Genomic DNA, 14,618 nt, shown 5'->3' with positions numbered 1-14,618 from the left:
GGCACGTCAGCGGTAATTGACGAACTGGAGGGCGAAGTCGAAGTCCTTGCCCTTCAGGAGGGTGATGACCTCCTGGAGGGCGTCGCGGCTCTTGGAGCTGACGCGCAGCTCGTCGCCCTGCACCTGGGCCTTGACGCCCTTGGGCCCCTCGTCGCGGATGACCTTGGCGACCTTCTTGGCGTTCTCCTGGGAGATGCCCTCCTGGATCGAGCTGGAGATCCGGTACTCCTTGCCGGACGCCTGCGGCTCCCCGGCCTCCAGCGCCTTCAGCGAGATGCCGCGCTTGACGAGCTTGGTCTCGAAGATGTCCAGCACCGCCTTCGCGCGCTCCTCGGAGTTGGCCCGGATCTCGATCTTCTCGCCCGACCAGGCGATGCTCGCTCCCACGCCCTTGAAGTCGTACCGCTGGGAGATCTCCTTGGCGGCCTGGTTGAGGGCGTTGTCGACCTCCTGCCGCTCGACCTTCGAGACGATGTCGAAACTGGAGTCGGCCATCGTGTGTTGGCTCCTCGTACGTTGATCCTGCAGAGACGACGGCCCGCCCGGCGGGGTCCGCGTGGCAAGCCTAGCCCTGCCCGCCGCGCCCGCCTGGTGATCAACCGGGTGGCGGAGCACCCCCGACGATCGGGTATGGTTTACACCGTCGTCGCGGGGCCGCGCCCCGCACGGCGAACCCCCTGGCGGTGTGCCCGAGCGGCCAAAGGGAGCAGACTGTAAATCTGCCGGCTCAGCCTTCCCAGGTTCGAATCCTGGCGCCGCCACAGGAGTGAAGGACCCGTTCCGTCTCGTACGGAACGGGTCCTTTTCTGTGTGGTGCCGGGCCGTGCGGTCAGGCCAGCGTCTCCGTGACGGCGGTGGGGACGGGGGTGGTGCCCGTGGTCAGGTCGAAGGTGCGGCCGGCGGTGCGGGGCTCGTCGAGGAGGGCGACCAGGACGGCGGCGACGTCGTCGCGGGGCACGTCACCGCGCTCCAGGTCGGCGCCCAGGCGCACGCGGCCGGTGCCGGGCTCGTCGGTGAGGCGTCCGGGGCGCAGGATCGTCCAGTCCAGGTCGGTGCGGGCCCGGATGGCGGTGTCGGCGGCGCCCTTGGCGCGCAGGTAGGCGGCGAAGACCTCCTCCGTGCCGGGCGGCGGTTCCCGGTCCACGCTCATCGCGGAGACGACGAGCAGGCGGCGCACCCCGGCGCGGGCGGCGGCCTCCGCGAAGAGTTCGGCCGCCGCGCGGTCCACGGTGTCCTTGCGGGCCACGCCGCTGCCCGGTCCCGCCCCGGCGGCGAAGACGGCGGCGTCGGCGCCCGCCAGGTGCCGGGCGACCTCGTCGGCCGGTGCCCTCTCCAGGTCGCAGACGACGGGCTCGGCGCCGTGGGCGCGTACGTCCTCGCCCGCCTCGGGGCGGCGGATGAGACCCACGGCCTCGTCACCACGTCCGGTCAGCAGCCGTGCGAGCCGCAGGGCGATCTTGCCGTTTCCTCCAGCGATCACTGTGCGCATGACTCCGACCGTACGGCACCGGGCGGACGTCAGCCCTGCGCCTGGCGCGGCAGGCCGAGGGCGGCCGGGCCGGCGGCGTCGCAGAACTCCCGCACCGCGCTGGTGCGCGCGACGACGCGTCCCCGGTGCACCACCACCCGGCTGTACGCGAGCGACAGCACCCCCGGCACCGTCTGCCCCCGCACCGCCAGCAGTTCCGCGGGGAATCCGGCCTCCACCCGCACCGGAGGCAGTCCGAGCGCGGCGCGCGCGTGGGCGCTCACCGTGTCGTACGCCTCCTCGGGGCTGGTCTCGCCGCGCGAGGCCAGCAGGAACGCGGCCTCCAGCGGGTCACCCCGGCCGACGGGGTTGGCGGCGTCGCGCAGGGCGCCGCTTCCGGCGGCGAGCCGTACGCCCGCCGCGCGCAGGAGCCGCACCGGGGCCCAGCCGCCGCCGGGGCTGGGGCCGGTGAACCCGCACCCGCCCTGCGGCAGGGCGACGACGGTCACTCCGGCGGCGGCGAGCCGGGCGGCGAGCCGCTCGGCCAGTTCGCGGGGCATGCGGGCCAGCCCGCCGCAGGGGCCGACGGTGACCCCCGTCCGCAGCCCGCCGGCCATCGCGGTGAACCGGGCGAGGCGTGCCGGATCGTCCGCGGTGGTGTGGAGGTCCACCGCGCAGCCGTGCTCGGCGGCCAGTTCGAGGACGGTCTCGGTGTAGCCGGCCGGGTCGGGGTCCAGGTCGGGGCAGCCGCCGACGACGCCGACGCCCATCCCGACGGCGTCCCGCAGCATGGCGAGCGTGTCGGCGCCCGCGCACCCGGTGAGCAGCCGGGGGACGGCGACGGGCGTCAGGTCGGTGAGGCCCTGGAGCGCGCGCCGGGCGGCGAGGACGGCCTCCAGGGACCGCAGGGCGGTGACGTCGCCGACCCGGACGTGGGTGCGGATGGCCGTCGCGCCGTGGCCGAGCTGGAGGAGGGCGGCCTCTGTAGTGCGCCGCTGCACCTCGCTGGGTTCCTGGGACGGTGGGCGCCGGGGCGCGTCACCGTGCGGCGGGCAGGCGGTGAGGGCGCTGTCGTGGTGGGCGTGCGGTTCGGCCGGGGCGGGGAGCAGCAGGTAGCCGTCGAGGTCGATGCGGGTGCTCCCGGCGCGGGCGGCGGTATCCCGTCCGTCCCCCGCAGCCCGGCCGCTTTCCGCGCACCGCCCGTCCCCCAGGCCCCGAGCGTCCCCCGCACCCCGCCCGTCCCCCGCCCCCCGGGCGTGATCCGCGCCCGGGGCGTGCGGTGGCGGGCCGGGGCGGCGGGGCGCGCTGAGGCTGCCCGCGGTGCCGACGGCCTCGATCCGGCCGCCGGAGACGCGGACGTCCACGGTGCGGCCGTCGGCGAGCCGGGCGCCGCTGAGGACCAGGGTGCCGCCCTCGGCCGCCGCGCCCGCGCGGCCGGGGTTCCTCGGTTCCTGCGGCTGGCTGTCCGGCATCGGGCTCCGCTCGGATACACAAGATCGGACGGGAGGAGAAGCGGGGAGGGACGGGGACGGGACAGGGGTGGAATCCGGGGACGCGGGGGAGAACAGCGGGAGGGGTAACCGAGCGTAGGACGCGCTCACGGTCCGGTGGGGGCGATGCGGCCTCAGTCGGGATAAGTCATACCGGAGCGGCGGCCACGCGGGGCACGGCGCGGCGGGCGGACGGCCGCCCGGATACGGATTTCACGTTCGGCGGCGGAGCGTGTAATGTCTTCATCGCTCGCCCCAATAGCTCAGTCGGCAGAGCGTCTCCATGGTAAGGAGAAGGTCAACGGTTCGATTCCGTTTTGGGGCTCTGATGTGTGAGGCCGTCCGCCAGTGGTGGAGGGTCAAGCACATCGTGGCGGCGTAGCTCAGTCGGTAGAGCAAACGGCTCATAATCGTTGTGTCACCGGTTCAAGTCCGGTCGCCGCTACTTCACTGCCAGTAGCCGATTGTGGGTTCGGTCCTCCGGTCGGCTACTCTTTCTGTGTAAGACCACCCTTTCGCGTCTAGGAGCACTCAACGTGGCTGCCACCGACGTCCGCCCGAAGATCACGCTGGCCTGCGTGGAGTGCAAGGAGCGGAACTACATCACCAAGAAGAACCGGCGTAACAACCCGGACCGTCTTGAGATGAAGAAGCACTGCCCGCGCTGCAAGGCGCACACCGCGCACCGCGAGACGCGCTGACACACAGGCTCGTCGCTGAGGCCGTCCCCGCCAAGGGGGCGGCCTCACGGCGTTGCCGAGCCCACCAGCGATGCCGCAGCCGCACGCCGCAAGCAGCAAGCCGCAGGAGGTAGCGGGGCATGGCCCTCGACCAGTCGTTCGTCGGGCGGAGCTATCCGCCCACCGCGCCCTACGAGGTCGGCCGGGAGAAGATCCGGGAGTTCGCCGAGGCGATCGGTGACCCGAACCCCGCGTACACCGACCCGGACGCGGCCCGCGCGCTCGGCCACCCGGACGTCATCGCCCCGCCGACCTTCGCGTTCGTCTTCTCCTACCGGGCCGCCTTCGCGGTGGTGCAGGACCCGCAGCTGGGCCTGGACTACAACCGCGTCGTCCACGGCGACCAGCGGTTCGCCTACGCCCGCCCGGTGTGCGCCGGAGACCGGCTGACCGTCACCTCCACCATCGAGTCGGTCAAGTCGCTCGCCGGCAACGACATCCTGGACGTCCGGGGTGAGGTGCGCGACGCGTCGGGCGAGCACGTCGTGACCGCCTACACCAAGCTGGTGGCCCGCGCGGCGGAGGAGGACTGAGGAAGATGACCGCCACGATCGCCTACGCCGACGTCGAGCCCGGCACCGAGCTGCCCGCGCAGACGTTCCCCGTGACCCGTGCCACCCTGGTCCGGTACGCGGGCGCCTCCGGGGACTTCAACCCGATTCACTGGAACGAGCGGTTCGCCCGCGAGGTCGGACTGCCGGACGTCATCGCGCACGGCATGTTCACCATGGCCGAGGCCGTCCGCGTCGTCACCGACTGGGCCGGGGACCCGGCCGCCGTCGTCGAGTACGGCGTGCGGTTCACCAGGCCCGTCGTCGTCCCCGATGTGCCGGGGGACGAGCCGGGAGCCGTCATCGAGGTGTCCGCCAAGGTCGCGGCCAAGCTGGACGACGCCGCGCGCACCGTCCGCGTCGACCTCACCGCCACCAGCGCGGGGCAGAAGGTGCTGGGCATGGCCCGCGCCGTCGTCGCCCTGGCCTGACCGGAGACGGCCGCCCCGCCCCCGTACGCTGGTGCCCGTGCAGGAACAACCGGTGCAGGAACCCTCCGTCCAGGATCAGCCCGTCCAGGATCAGCCCGTGCAGGAAGCGTCCGTACTGGAAGCGTCCGCGCGGGAGGAGCCCGGCGCCCCGCTCGCCCCGCTGACCACTTTCCGCCTCGGCGGACCGGCCAGGCGCCTGGTCACCGCGACGACCGACGCCGAGGTGATCGACGCGGTGCGCGCCGCCGACGCCTCCGGCACCCCACTGCTGGTCGTCGGCGGCGGCAGCAACCTCGTCGTGGCCGACGAGGGGTTCGACGGGACGGCCCTGCGCGTCGCCACCACCGGTTTCCGCCTGGAGGGCACCCGGCTGGAGCTGGCAGCGGGGGAGAACTGGTCCGAGGCCGTCGCCCGCACCGTCCGAGCGGGGCTCGCGGGCGTCGAGTGCCTGGCGGGCATCCCCGGCTCCGCGGGCGCGACGCCCATCCAGAACGTCGGCGCCTACGGCCAGGAGGTGTCCTCGGTGATCACCGAGGTCGTCGCCTACGACCGCGCCGGGCGGAATACGGTCACCCTGCCCGCCGCAGAGTGCGGCTTCTCCTACCGGCACAGCCGCTTCAAGGCCGACCCCGGGCGCTTCGTCGTGCTGCGGGTGCGCTTCGCCCTGGAGGACGCGGGCGGCCTGTCCGCGCCGCTGCGGTACGCGGAGACGGCCCGTGCGCTGGGCGTCTCGGCGGGCGAGCGGGTCCCGCTGGACCGTGCCCGCGAGACGGTGCTGAAGCTGCGCGCGGGCAAGGGCATGGTCCTGGACCCGGACGACCACGACACCTGGTCGGCCGGTTCCTTCTTCACCAACCCCGTGCTCAGCGAGGCCGGGCACGCCGCGTTCCTCGCCCGTGTCGCCGAGCGCCTCGGCCCCGACGCGAGCGCGCCCGCCTGGCCCGCGGGGGAGGGCCGGGTGAAGACGTCGGCCGCCTGGCTCATCGACCACGCCGGGTTCCCCAAGGGCTACGGCACCGGCGCGGCCCGCATCTCCACCAAGCACACCCTCGCGCTCACCAACCGGGGCTCGGCCACCACGGCGGAGCTGCTGGCGCTGGCCCGTGAGGTGCGCGACGGGGTGCGGGACGCCTTCGGGGTGACGCTCGTCAACGAGCCCGTCACCGTCGGCTGCGCGCTGTAGCGGGTACGGCCCGGCCCGCAGCCGCCCAGCCCGGCGTCGCCCGGCCCGCAGCCGCCCAGCCCGGCGTCGCCCGGCCCGCAGCCGCACCGCCCGGCGCCGCACCGCCCGGCGCCGCCCAGCCCGGCGGCGGGCGTCCGGCCGGGCGTCACCGCGTGGCGCCGTGCTCCCGCTCCGCCTCCTGCCGTCCGTCCCGCCCGCCCTCCGCCCGCGAGGGCACCAGCCAGGCGTCGACCTCCCGCAGCAGCTCCGTGCGGACCGGCTCGGGGGCCAGCGAGGCCCGCAGCGACTGCCGGGCCAGCTCCGCCAGCTCGGGGTCCGTGAAGCCGTGGTGCTCGCGGACCAGCTCGTACTGCGCGGCCAGCCGGGATCCGAACAGCAGGGGGTCGTCGGCGCCGAGCGCCACCGGCACACCGGCTTCCCACAGCCGCCGCACGGGCACGTCCCCCGGCTTGTCGTACACGCCGAGCGCGACGTTCGAGGCCGGGCACACCTCGCAGGTGACGCCCGAGGCGGCCAGCCGGGCCAGCAGCCGCGGGTCCTCGGCGGCCCGCACCCCGTGCCCGACCCGCACGGCGCGCAGGTCGTCCAGGCAGTCGCGCACGCTGGCCGGGCCCGCCAGCTCGCCGCCGTGCGGCGCGGCCAGTAGCCCGCCCTCGCGCGCGATGGCGAACGCCCGGTCGAAGTCGCGGGCGAAGCCGCGCCGCTCGTCGTTGGAGAGCCCGAAACCGACGACGCCCCGGTCCCGGTAGCGCACCGCGAGCCGCGCGAGGGTGCGCGCGTCCAGCGGGTGCTTCATCCGGTTCGCCGCGACCAGCACCCGGATCGGCAGCCCGGTGTCCCGGCTCGCCCGGTCCACGGCGTCCAGGATGACCTCCAGCGCCGGGATGAGGCCGCCCAGGCGCGGCGCGTACGAGGTCGGGTCGACCTGGATCTCCAGCCAGCGCGAACCGTCCCGCACGTCCTCCTCGGCGGTCTCCCGCACCAGCCGCTGGATGTCCTCGGGGGCCCGCAGGCAGGAACGGGCGGCGTCGTAGAGCCGCTGGAACCGGAACCAGCCGCGTTCGTCCGTCGCCCGCAGCTTCGGCGGCTGCCCGCCGCGCAGCGCCTCCGGCAGGTGGATGCCGTACTTGTCGGCCAGTTCGAGCAGCGTGGCAGGACGCATCGAGCCGGTGAAGTGCAGGTGCAGGTGGGCTTTGGGGAGCTGACGGACGTCACGCGCGCGTTCCATCCCGAAATCCTGCCGCACCCGCGCGGCGGCCGGAAGCGGCTTCAGCGAAAACCTCCCGCGGCGCGGACGGCGAAGGGGCGCGGCCACCGGCCGCGCCCCTTCGGTCTCCCGCAGTCCCGGGTGTCAGTCCCGGGCCTCCGCGAGCAGCTTCTGGAGGCGCGAGACGCCCTCGGCCAGGTCCTCGTCGCCCAGCGCGTAGGACAGCCGCAGGTACCCCGGCGTGCCGAACGCCTCGCCCGGCACCACCGCGACCTCCGCCTCCTCCAGGATCAGCGCGGCCAGCTCGACGGTGTCGGCCGGACGCCTGCCCCGGATCTCCCTGCCGAGCAGCGCCTTCACCGACGGGTACGCGTAGAAAGCGCCCTCCGGCTCGGGGCACACCACACCGTCGATCTCGTTGAGCATCCGCACGATGGTGCGGCGGCGCCGGTCGAAGGCCGTCTTCATCTCGTCCACCGCCGCCAGGTCACCGGAGACGGCGGCCAGCGCGGCGGCCTGCGCCACGTTGCTGACGTTCGAGGTGGCGTGCGACTGGAGGTTCGTCGCCGCCTTGACGACGTCCTTCGGGCCGACGACCCAGCCCACGCGCCAGCCCGTCATGGCGTAGGTCTTGGCCACGCCGTTGACGACGACGCAGCGGTCCGCCAGCTCCGGCACCACCACGGGCAGCGAGGAGAAGACGGCGTCACCGTAGACGAGGTGCTCGTAGATCTCGTCCGTCATCACCCACAGGCCGTGCTCGGCGGCCCAGCGCCCCACGGCCTCGACCTGCTCGCGCGGGTAGACGGCACCGGTCGGGTTGGACGGCGAGACGAACAGCAGCACCTTCGTGCGCTCGGTGCGGGCCGCCTCCAGCTGCTCCACGGTGACGCGGTAGCCGGTCGTCTCGTCCGCGACGACGGGCACCGGCACTCCGCCGGCCAGCTTGATCGACTCCGGGTACGTCGTCCAGTACGGCGCCGGGACGATCACCTCGTCGCCCGGGTCCAGCATCGCGGCGAACGCCTCGTAGATGGCCTGCTTGCCGCCGTTGGTGACGAGCACGTTCGCCGGTTCGACGCGGTAGCCGGAGTCGCGCAGCGTCTTCTCGGCGATCGCGGCCTTCAGCTCGGGCAGGCCCCCGGCAGGGGTGTAGCGGTGGGACTTCGGGTCGCGGCACGCCCGGACCGCCGCCTCGACGATGTAGTCGGGCGTCGGGAAGTCGGGCTCGCCCGCACCGAAGCCGATCACCGGCCGCCCGGCCGCCTTGAGGGCCTTCGCCTTGGCGTCGACGGCGAGCGTGGCCGACTCGGAGATCGAGCCGACCCGCGCCGAGACGCGGTTGCGGGTGGGGGACTGGTCGGAGGGGGTTGCAGCAGTCATACGGGCATCGTTGCAGACTCCCCGAACCCCGGGCACAACGGTTTCACCCGGTGTCGCGGGCCCGTCGCACGGCGCCTCCACCAGGCGTCCTCCCCGCTCCGCACCCGGTACCGGAGCTACCTGTTCGACGCCGGAGCCGTGAGCACGTACACTCTTCCCTCGTTGGCCTCCGGCAGGCCGCACCCGGCAGCCCACTGAACGCGGTGGCCGGGATGCGGTAGGTTGGGGAAGCGACAAAGGGTCGTAGCTCAATTGGTAGAGCACTGGTCTCCAAAACCAGCGGTTGGGGGTTCAAGTCCCTCCGGCCCTGCTCACGCATCTTCGCCTTAGGATGGTGCGTGCAGGCGTACGTACTGAAATGCACCGCCGTGCGGCTCGGCCGGACGTCGCACGGACCCCGACCGGATCAGGTGAGGACAAGTGGCGGAGATCACCGATACTGCCGAGGTCCCCGAGCCCGGACGTCCGGACGACGGCAAGCCGCGGCGCGGCGGCAAGCGCGGGAAGAAGGGCCCCCTCGGGCGCCTCGCGCTCTTCTACCGGCAGATCGTCGCGGAGCTGCGCAAGGTCGTCTGGCCCAAGCGCCACCAGCTCGCGACGTACACCACCGTGGTGATCTTCTTCGTGCTGATCGTCATCGGTTTCGTGTTCGTGATTGACTACGGGTTCAACGAAGTCGTGAGCTTCGTCTTCGGCTGATCGCCGAGCCCAGCGCGGAGGATGCAGCCCCGTGCGGCGCCGCTCCGTAAGTTCGACCCCATAAAGCCAGGAAGAAGCAGCTACCGTGTCTGACCCGAACCTGAACGACGCCGTCGAGCCCGCCCAGGGCGACGAGGCCGCGCTCGACCCCGTCGAGACGGCGGCGGACGGCAGCGTCGACCAGGCCGAGGCTCCCGACGCCGCGGAGGCCGCCGCACCGGCGGACGCCGGGGATGCCGGGGCGGTGTCGGAGGTGCCGGACGCGGAAGCTGCGCCCGTCGGGGAGCCCGCCGTGTCCGACGAGGCCGCCGCTGCGGACGCCGACGTGGCGGACGCCGAGGGCGGTGCTGCGGACGCCGAGACCGAGGACGCCGCGGTGGCGGAGGAGGAGCCGGTCGACCCGGTCGCCGCGCTCCGCGAGGAACTGCGCTTCCAGCCCGGTGAGTGGTACGTCATCCACACCTACGCGGGCTACGAGAACCGGGTGAAGACGAACCTGGAGCAGCGCGCCGTCTCGCTCAACGTCGAGGACTACATCTTCCAGGCCGAGGTGCCGCAGGAAGAGGTCGCCCAGATCAAGAACGGCGAGCGCCGCACCGTCCGGCAGAACAAGCTCCCCAGCTACGTGCTCGTCCGCATGGAGCTGACGAACGAGTCCTGGGGCGTCGTCCGCAACACCCCCGGCGTCACCGGCTTCGTCGGCAACGCCTACGACCCGTACCCGCTGACGCTGGACGAGGTCGTCAAGATGCTCGCCCCCGAGGCGGAGGCCAAGGCCGCCAAGGAGGCCGCCGACGCCGAGGGCCGCCCGGCGCCCAGCCGCAAGCTCGAAGTGCAGGTGCTCGACTTCGAGGTGGGCGACTCGGTCACCGTCACCGACGGTCCCTTCGCCACCCTCCAGGCGACGATCAACGAGATCAACGCCGACTCGAAGAAGGTCAAGGGCCTCGTGGAGATCTTCGGCCGCGAGACGCCGGTCGAGCTGAGCTTCGACCAGATCCAGAAGAACTGACCTCGCGCGCACCGGCGGGCCCCGGCCGGGGAAACGGCCGCGCGGCCCGCTCGCGCGTATCCGGTTCCGGGCGCGGTCGCGGGTGTGGAGACGCCCCTGACCTGCCCGGTTTCCGACTGCGCCGCGGTATTGGCTATCGTGGTGCGGTATGCCTCCATCCCAGTGCGGATGGCTCGGCGAAACCTCTCACTCAAGACCCGGAGAGAGCATGCCTCCCAAGAAGAAGAAGGTCACGGGGCTGATCAAGCTCCAGATCCAGGCCGGTGCCGCGAACCCGGCTCCGCCGGTCGGCCCTGCCCTGGGCCAGCACGGCGTCAACATCATGGAGTTCTGCAAGGCCTACAACGCGGCGACCGAGTCGCAGCGCGGCTGGGTCATCCCGGTGGAGATCACGGTCTACGAGGACCGCTCCTTCACCTTCATCACCAAGACGCCGCCGGCCGCCAAGATGATCCTCAAGGCCGCGGGCGTGGAGAAGGGCTCCGGCGAGCCCCACACCAAGAAGGTCGCCAAGATCACGCGCGACCAGGTGCGGGAGATCGCCACCACCAAGATGCCCGACCTCAACGCCAACGACCTGGACGCCGCCGAGAAGATCATCGCCGGCACCGCCCGCTCCATGGGCGTCACCGTCGAGGGCTGACCCCCACCGAGCAGTCCCGTGGGAGGGCCGGCGCTTTGGCCCACGAACCACGGCTCCACACTGAACACCAGGAGCAGAAGTGAAGCGCAGCAAGAACCTCCGCAGCGCGGACGCCAAGATCGACCGCGAGCGGCTGTACGGCCCGCTGGAGGCCGTGCGGCTCGCCAAGGAGACCTCCACCGCCAAGTTCGACGCGACCGTCGAGGTTGCCTTCCGCCTGGGTGTCGACCCGCGCAAGGCCGACCAGATGGTCCGCGGCACCGTGAACCTGCCGCACGGCACCGGCAAGACCGCCCGGGTCCTGGTCTTCGCGACCGGTGAGCGTGCAGCGGCCGCGGAAGCCGCGGGGGCCGAGATCGTCGGCTCCGACGAGCTGATCGCGGAGATCGCCAAGGGCGACCGCCTCAACGAGTTCGACGCGGTCGTCGCCACCCCGGACCTCATGGGCAAGGTCGGCCGCCTCGGCCGCGTGCTCGGTCCGCGTGGCCTGATGCCGAACCCGAAGACCGGCACCGTGACCCCGGACGTCGCCAAGGCCGTCACCGAGATCAAGGGCGGCAAGATCGAGTTCCGTGTCGACAAGCACGCGAACCTGCACTTCATCATCGGCAAGACGTCCTTCGGCGAGCAGCAGCTCGTCGAGAACTACGCGGCGGCGCTGGACGAGGTCATGCGTCTGAAGCCGTCCGCGGCCAAGGGCCGGTACATCAAGAAGGCCACCATCACCACCACGATGGGCCCCGGCATCCCGGTCGACGGGAACCGTACCCGGAACCTGCTCGTCGAGGACGAGGCCGCCTGAGCCTCGCCCTGACGGCACGTGACGCGCCCACAGGCCCCCGATCCGCCCGGATCGGGGGCCTGCGGCGTACCGCCGACGGCCTGTGACTACTCTGTGTACACCTTTACCGATTCTTGGGGGGATCGATGCGTCAGATACGCAACGCCGCACTGGGAGCCGCGGGGCTCGCCCTGGCCGTCACGCTGACGGCCTGCTCCGGGGGGAGCGAGGCGGCCGACGAGAGCAAGGCCCCCGCGTCCTCACCGGCCGCGCGGAACTCCGAGCGGGAGACGGGTTCCCGTGCCGTGATGGCGGCGATGACCGCCGCGACGAAGAAGACCACCGAGGCGAAGTCGGCCCGGGTGTCGATCACCATGAAGATGCCCGGGGGCATGGGCGGCGACATGGAGATGTCCGGCGTCATGTCCTGGGACCCGATGGCGCTCGACATGGTGATGAGCGGCGGCCCCATGGCTGCGAACGGTGCCGAGGAGGTGCGCTACCGGATGGTGGACGGTGTCGCCTACATCGGCGGTGATCCCTCCATGACGGCCGCGATGGAGGGGAAGAGCTGGCTGAAGATGGACATGGCGGCCCTGGCCGAGCAATCCGGGGACGCGGCCCTGGCCGAGTCGCTGACGGGCGGCGTGCAGAACGTGCAGCAGACCCCGGCCCAGCAGATGGCCCTGCTGCTGGAGTCCCCGAACGTGGACCACGCCGGTGAGGAGACGATCGACGGTGAGCGGACACAGCACTACCGCGGCAAGCTCTCAGTCGAGGAGATGATGGACTCGAACGCCGAGTTCGACTCGCTCCAGGGCGAGGAGCGTGAGCAGCTCCTGGCCAACCTGGAGAAGAGCGGTGTCGAGGGGTACGACATCGGGGTCTGGCTGAACGAGGACGAACTGCCGGTCCGCATGGACGTGACGATGTCCCTGCCGCAGGGCGACGTGGAGGTCACGCAGCGGCTCAGTGACTACGGTGTCGCGGCCGAGGTGACGGCGCCGCCGGCCGCCGAGACGTTGGACCTCGTCGAGATGCTGGAGGAGCTGGGCGGTCCGGAGGGCCTGGAGGGTCTCTGACCGGCCCGCTGACCGATTTGCCGTGCACGGGGCGTCCGCGTAAGCTGTCGCGGTAGCCAAAGACCGCTGGTCGTTGCTGTGTGCCGTTCCGGTGCGCAGCGGCCTAAGGATTCGCTCTTGAGCGGACGGCCCGTGCAGGCATGTGAGGTCTCAACTCCCGAGGGGTTCTCCCCGTCGGTCGAGCCACGCCCCGTGCGCCTGCGCACCGGGGCGTTTTTGCTTGTGTGCAGTTCCTGATCCGATGTGCCCGATGGGGCGGTCCGGCGCGACGTGCCGGTCGGCAGACCGGCAGAGGACCAACACCCGGAAGGAGGCCGAGGCTCATGGCGACGCCCGACAAGGTCGCAGCCGTAGAGGAGATGACGGGCAAGTTCCGCGACTCCCACGCCGCTGTGGTCACCGCGTACACCGGTCTTTCCGTGGCGCAGCTCAAGGAGCTGCGCCGCTCGCTCGGTGACAACGCGCAGTACCGTGTGGTGAAGAACACGCTGACCAAGATCGCGGCCCAGGAGGCCGGGGTCACCACGCTCGACGAGTTCCTCACGGGCTCGACGGCCGTTGCCTTCGTGACCGGTGACCCGGTCGAGGCGGCGAAGGGTCTGCGTGACTTCGCCAAGAACAACCCCTCTCTCGTCATCAAGGGCGGTGTCCTCGACGGCAGGGCGCTGTCCGCCGACGAGATCAACAAGCTTGCGGACCTCGAGTCCCGCGAGGTGCTGCTCTCCAAGCTGGCCGGTGGCATGAAGGCGTCCATGGCCAAGGCCGCGGCGACCTTCCAGGCCCCGCTGACGAAGTTCGTCCGCACCGCGGACGCGCTCCGGGCCAAGCAGGACGAGCAGGGCGGTGCCGGTACGCCGGCTCCCGCCGAGGCCGCGGAGTAACCACCCCGCGGTCCAGCGGGCCCGTCTACGAAGTAACGCCGCCAGGCGCACGCCCGCCGAAATGTACATCCGGCACCAGCCGATTGAGTGGAAGGACGCCATCATGGCGAAGCTCAGCCAGGACGAGCTGCTCGCGCAGTTCGAGGAGATGACCCTCATCGAGCTCTCCGACTTCGTGAAGAAGTTCGAGGAGAAGTTCGACGTCGAGGCCGCCGCCCCGGCCGCCGTCGTCGCCGCCGCCCCCGGTCAGGGTGGTGGCGCCGCCGCCGTCGAGGAGGAGAAGGACGAGTTCGACGTCATCCTCACCGGTGCGGGCGACAAGAAGATCCAGGTCATCAAGGTCGTGCGTGAGCTGACCTCCCTCGGCCTGAAGGAGGCCAAGGACCTGGTCGACGGCACCCCGAAGCCGGTCCTGGAGAAGGTCAACAAGGAGGCCGCGGACAAGGCCAAGGACTCCCTTGAGGGCGCCGGCGCCTCCGTCGAGGTCAAGTGACCTGCTGAACCCCGTGGGGCGGGGGCCGCACGCGGCCTCCCGTCCCGCAAGTCCGAGGGCGATCACCCAGCCGGGTGGTCGCCCTCGGGCGTTTCCGGCTCCCTACGACCGGGTGAAATCCAGGGTTACCCAGCGGTCACTTCCGGCCTCGCGCAGTGGTCTCCTTGCCTTCGCGGCAGCCGCGGGTAGGGTGATCACCGGTGTTCGGCCCGGCGGCCGGACCGCCGGCGGCGCGGGCCCCGGCGGCGTCCGCGGCCGGGTGGGGGCCTTGACGAACCGCACGCAGCGCGCGATTCTCTCAAGCGTTCCGCCGCGGTGGGACGCAGGACCGGGGTTCGGCCAATCCCGGTGCATAGATCCTCGGAGATGTGGGAAGTCTTGCCGCAGACACCGAGGGACAACGAGGAAGAGACAACACTCCCGGAGGGAGAGAGAGGCTCTGCGCCGATCTCCGGTTTTCCGCTCTGGACATCAGTGGGCCTTGTGGCTACACTGACCCTTTGCGCTGCCTATTAGCTGCTCCCTGCCCGTCACCAGGGGCACCGGTATGCGCGTAGTGAGTCCGAGCCCTCGG

The 14,618-nt window shown here is 71.9% G+C and carries 16 protein-coding genes and 4 tRNA genes; 15 read left to right on the top strand and 5 right to left on the bottom strand.

Going from position 1 to position 14,618, the window contains the following annotated elements; all coding sequences use genetic code 11:
- Positions 1-6: 6 nt before the first annotated feature.
- Complete coding sequence (locus V1J52_RS22610; RefSeq protein ID WP_330141780.1) at positions 7-495, bottom strand: YajQ family cyclic di-GMP-binding protein; 489 nt, start codon at positions 493-495, stop codon at positions 7-9.
- Between the two features lie 184 nt (positions 496-679).
- On the opposite strand from V1J52_RS22610, the gene V1J52_RS22605 reads away from it, so the two are divergent.
- Positions 680-761, top strand: a tRNA-Tyr gene (locus tag V1J52_RS22605).
- 68 nt (positions 762-829) lie between these two features.
- Here V1J52_RS22605 and V1J52_RS22600 read toward each other — a convergent pair.
- The gene (locus tag V1J52_RS22600; RefSeq protein WP_330141779.1) at positions 830-1,489 is read right to left on the bottom strand and encodes an NAD(P)H-binding protein; all 660 of its coding nucleotides are present in this window, start codon (positions 1,487-1,489) and stop codon (positions 830-832) included.
- A gap of 29 nt (positions 1,490-1,518) precedes the next feature.
- Positions 1,519-2,940 (bottom strand): amidohydrolase family protein, encoded by a 1,422-nt coding sequence (locus V1J52_RS22595; protein WP_330141778.1) that lies wholly within the window; start codon positions 2,938-2,940, stop codon positions 1,519-1,521.
- Positions 2,941-3,210: 270 nt separating this feature from the next.
- Between V1J52_RS22595 and V1J52_RS22590 the strand changes: the two genes are divergently transcribed.
- The 6 genes from V1J52_RS22590 to V1J52_RS22565 all read left to right on the top strand — a co-directional run bounded on the left by V1J52_RS22590 (position 3,211) and on the right by V1J52_RS22565 (position 5,863).
- A tRNA-Thr gene (locus V1J52_RS22590) sits at positions 3,211-3,283 on the top strand.
- 47 nt (positions 3,284-3,330) lie between these two features.
- Positions 3,331-3,403, top strand: a tRNA-Met gene (locus V1J52_RS22585).
- Positions 3,404-3,494: 91 nt separating this feature from the next.
- Positions 3,495-3,659, top strand: coding sequence for a 50S ribosomal protein L33 (rpmG, locus tag V1J52_RS22580; protein WP_006347275.1), 165 nt, complete (start codon positions 3,495-3,497; stop codon positions 3,657-3,659).
- A gap of 119 nt (positions 3,660-3,778) precedes the next feature.
- Positions 3,779-4,231, top strand: coding sequence for an FAS1-like dehydratase domain-containing protein (locus tag V1J52_RS22575; RefSeq protein WP_330141777.1), 453 nt, complete (start codon positions 3,779-3,781; stop codon positions 4,229-4,231).
- 5 nt (positions 4,232-4,236) lie between these two features.
- Positions 4,237-4,680 carry a MaoC family dehydratase gene (locus tag V1J52_RS22570; protein ID WP_330141776.1) on the top strand — a complete coding sequence of 148 codons (444 nt, stop codon included), beginning with the start codon at positions 4,237-4,239 and terminating at the stop codon, positions 4,678-4,680.
- A 115-nt stretch (positions 4,681-4,795) separates the two neighbouring features.
- Positions 4,796-5,863 (top strand): UDP-N-acetylmuramate dehydrogenase, encoded by a 1,068-nt coding sequence (locus V1J52_RS22565; RefSeq protein ID WP_443075904.1) that lies wholly within the window; start codon positions 4,796-4,798, stop codon positions 5,861-5,863.
- A 145-nt stretch (positions 5,864-6,008) separates the two neighbouring features.
- Here the strand turns inward: V1J52_RS22565 and V1J52_RS22560 are convergent, their stop codons facing one another.
- Both V1J52_RS22560 and V1J52_RS22555 read right to left on the bottom strand, forming a co-directional pair.
- Entirely contained in the window at positions 6,009-7,091 is a 1,083-nt protein-coding gene (locus V1J52_RS22560) for an adenosine deaminase (RefSeq protein WP_330141775.1), read from the bottom strand.
- 123 nt (positions 7,092-7,214) lie between these two features.
- Positions 7,215-8,453: a pyridoxal phosphate-dependent aminotransferase gene (locus V1J52_RS22555; protein ID WP_330141774.1), complete on the bottom strand. Its 1,239-nt coding sequence runs from the start codon at positions 8,451-8,453 to the stop codon at positions 7,215-7,217.
- 237 nt (positions 8,454-8,690) lie between these two features.
- Here V1J52_RS22555 and V1J52_RS22550 point away from each other — a divergent pair.
- From V1J52_RS22550 to rplL, 8 genes are all read left to right on the top strand, one after another.
- A tRNA-Trp gene (locus tag V1J52_RS22550) sits at positions 8,691-8,763 on the top strand.
- 110 nt (positions 8,764-8,873) lie between these two features.
- Positions 8,874-9,152 (top strand): preprotein translocase subunit SecE, encoded by a 279-nt coding sequence (gene secE / locus V1J52_RS22545; protein WP_330141773.1) that lies wholly within the window; start codon positions 8,874-8,876, stop codon positions 9,150-9,152.
- Between the two features lie 85 nt (positions 9,153-9,237).
- Positions 9,238-10,164, top strand: coding sequence for a transcription termination/antitermination protein NusG (gene nusG / locus V1J52_RS22540; RefSeq protein ID WP_330141772.1), 927 nt, complete (start codon positions 9,238-9,240; stop codon positions 10,162-10,164).
- Between the two features lie 208 nt (positions 10,165-10,372).
- Positions 10,373-10,807, top strand: coding sequence for a 50S ribosomal protein L11 (rplK, locus tag V1J52_RS22535; protein ID WP_219091031.1), 435 nt, complete (start codon positions 10,373-10,375; stop codon positions 10,805-10,807).
- Between the two features lie 79 nt (positions 10,808-10,886).
- A complete protein-coding gene (gene rplA, locus V1J52_RS22530; RefSeq protein WP_330141771.1) occupies positions 10,887-11,609 on the top strand; it encodes a 50S ribosomal protein L1 in 723 nt (240 codons plus the stop codon).
- Positions 11,610-11,734: 125 nt separating this feature from the next.
- A complete protein-coding gene (locus V1J52_RS22525) occupies positions 11,735-12,670 on the top strand; it encodes an SCO4651 family lipoprotein (protein ID WP_330141770.1) in 936 nt (311 codons plus the stop codon).
- A gap of 323 nt (positions 12,671-12,993) precedes the next feature.
- Positions 12,994-13,551, top strand: a complete 558-nt coding sequence (rplJ, locus tag V1J52_RS22520; RefSeq protein ID WP_330141769.1) for a 50S ribosomal protein L10 — start codon at positions 12,994-12,996, stop codon at positions 13,549-13,551.
- 103 nt (positions 13,552-13,654) lie between these two features.
- Positions 13,655-14,044, top strand: a complete 390-nt coding sequence (gene rplL, locus V1J52_RS22515; protein WP_330141768.1) for a 50S ribosomal protein L7/L12 — start codon at positions 13,655-13,657, stop codon at positions 14,042-14,044.
- The last annotated feature ends 574 nt before the right edge of the window (positions 14,045-14,618 follow it).

This window comes from Streptomyces solitudinis (assembly GCF_036323765.1).
Taxonomy (GTDB): domain Bacteria; phylum Actinomycetota; class Actinomycetes; order Streptomycetales; family Streptomycetaceae; genus Streptomyces.
This window is presented reverse-complemented; position numbering and strand designations above follow the sequence as displayed.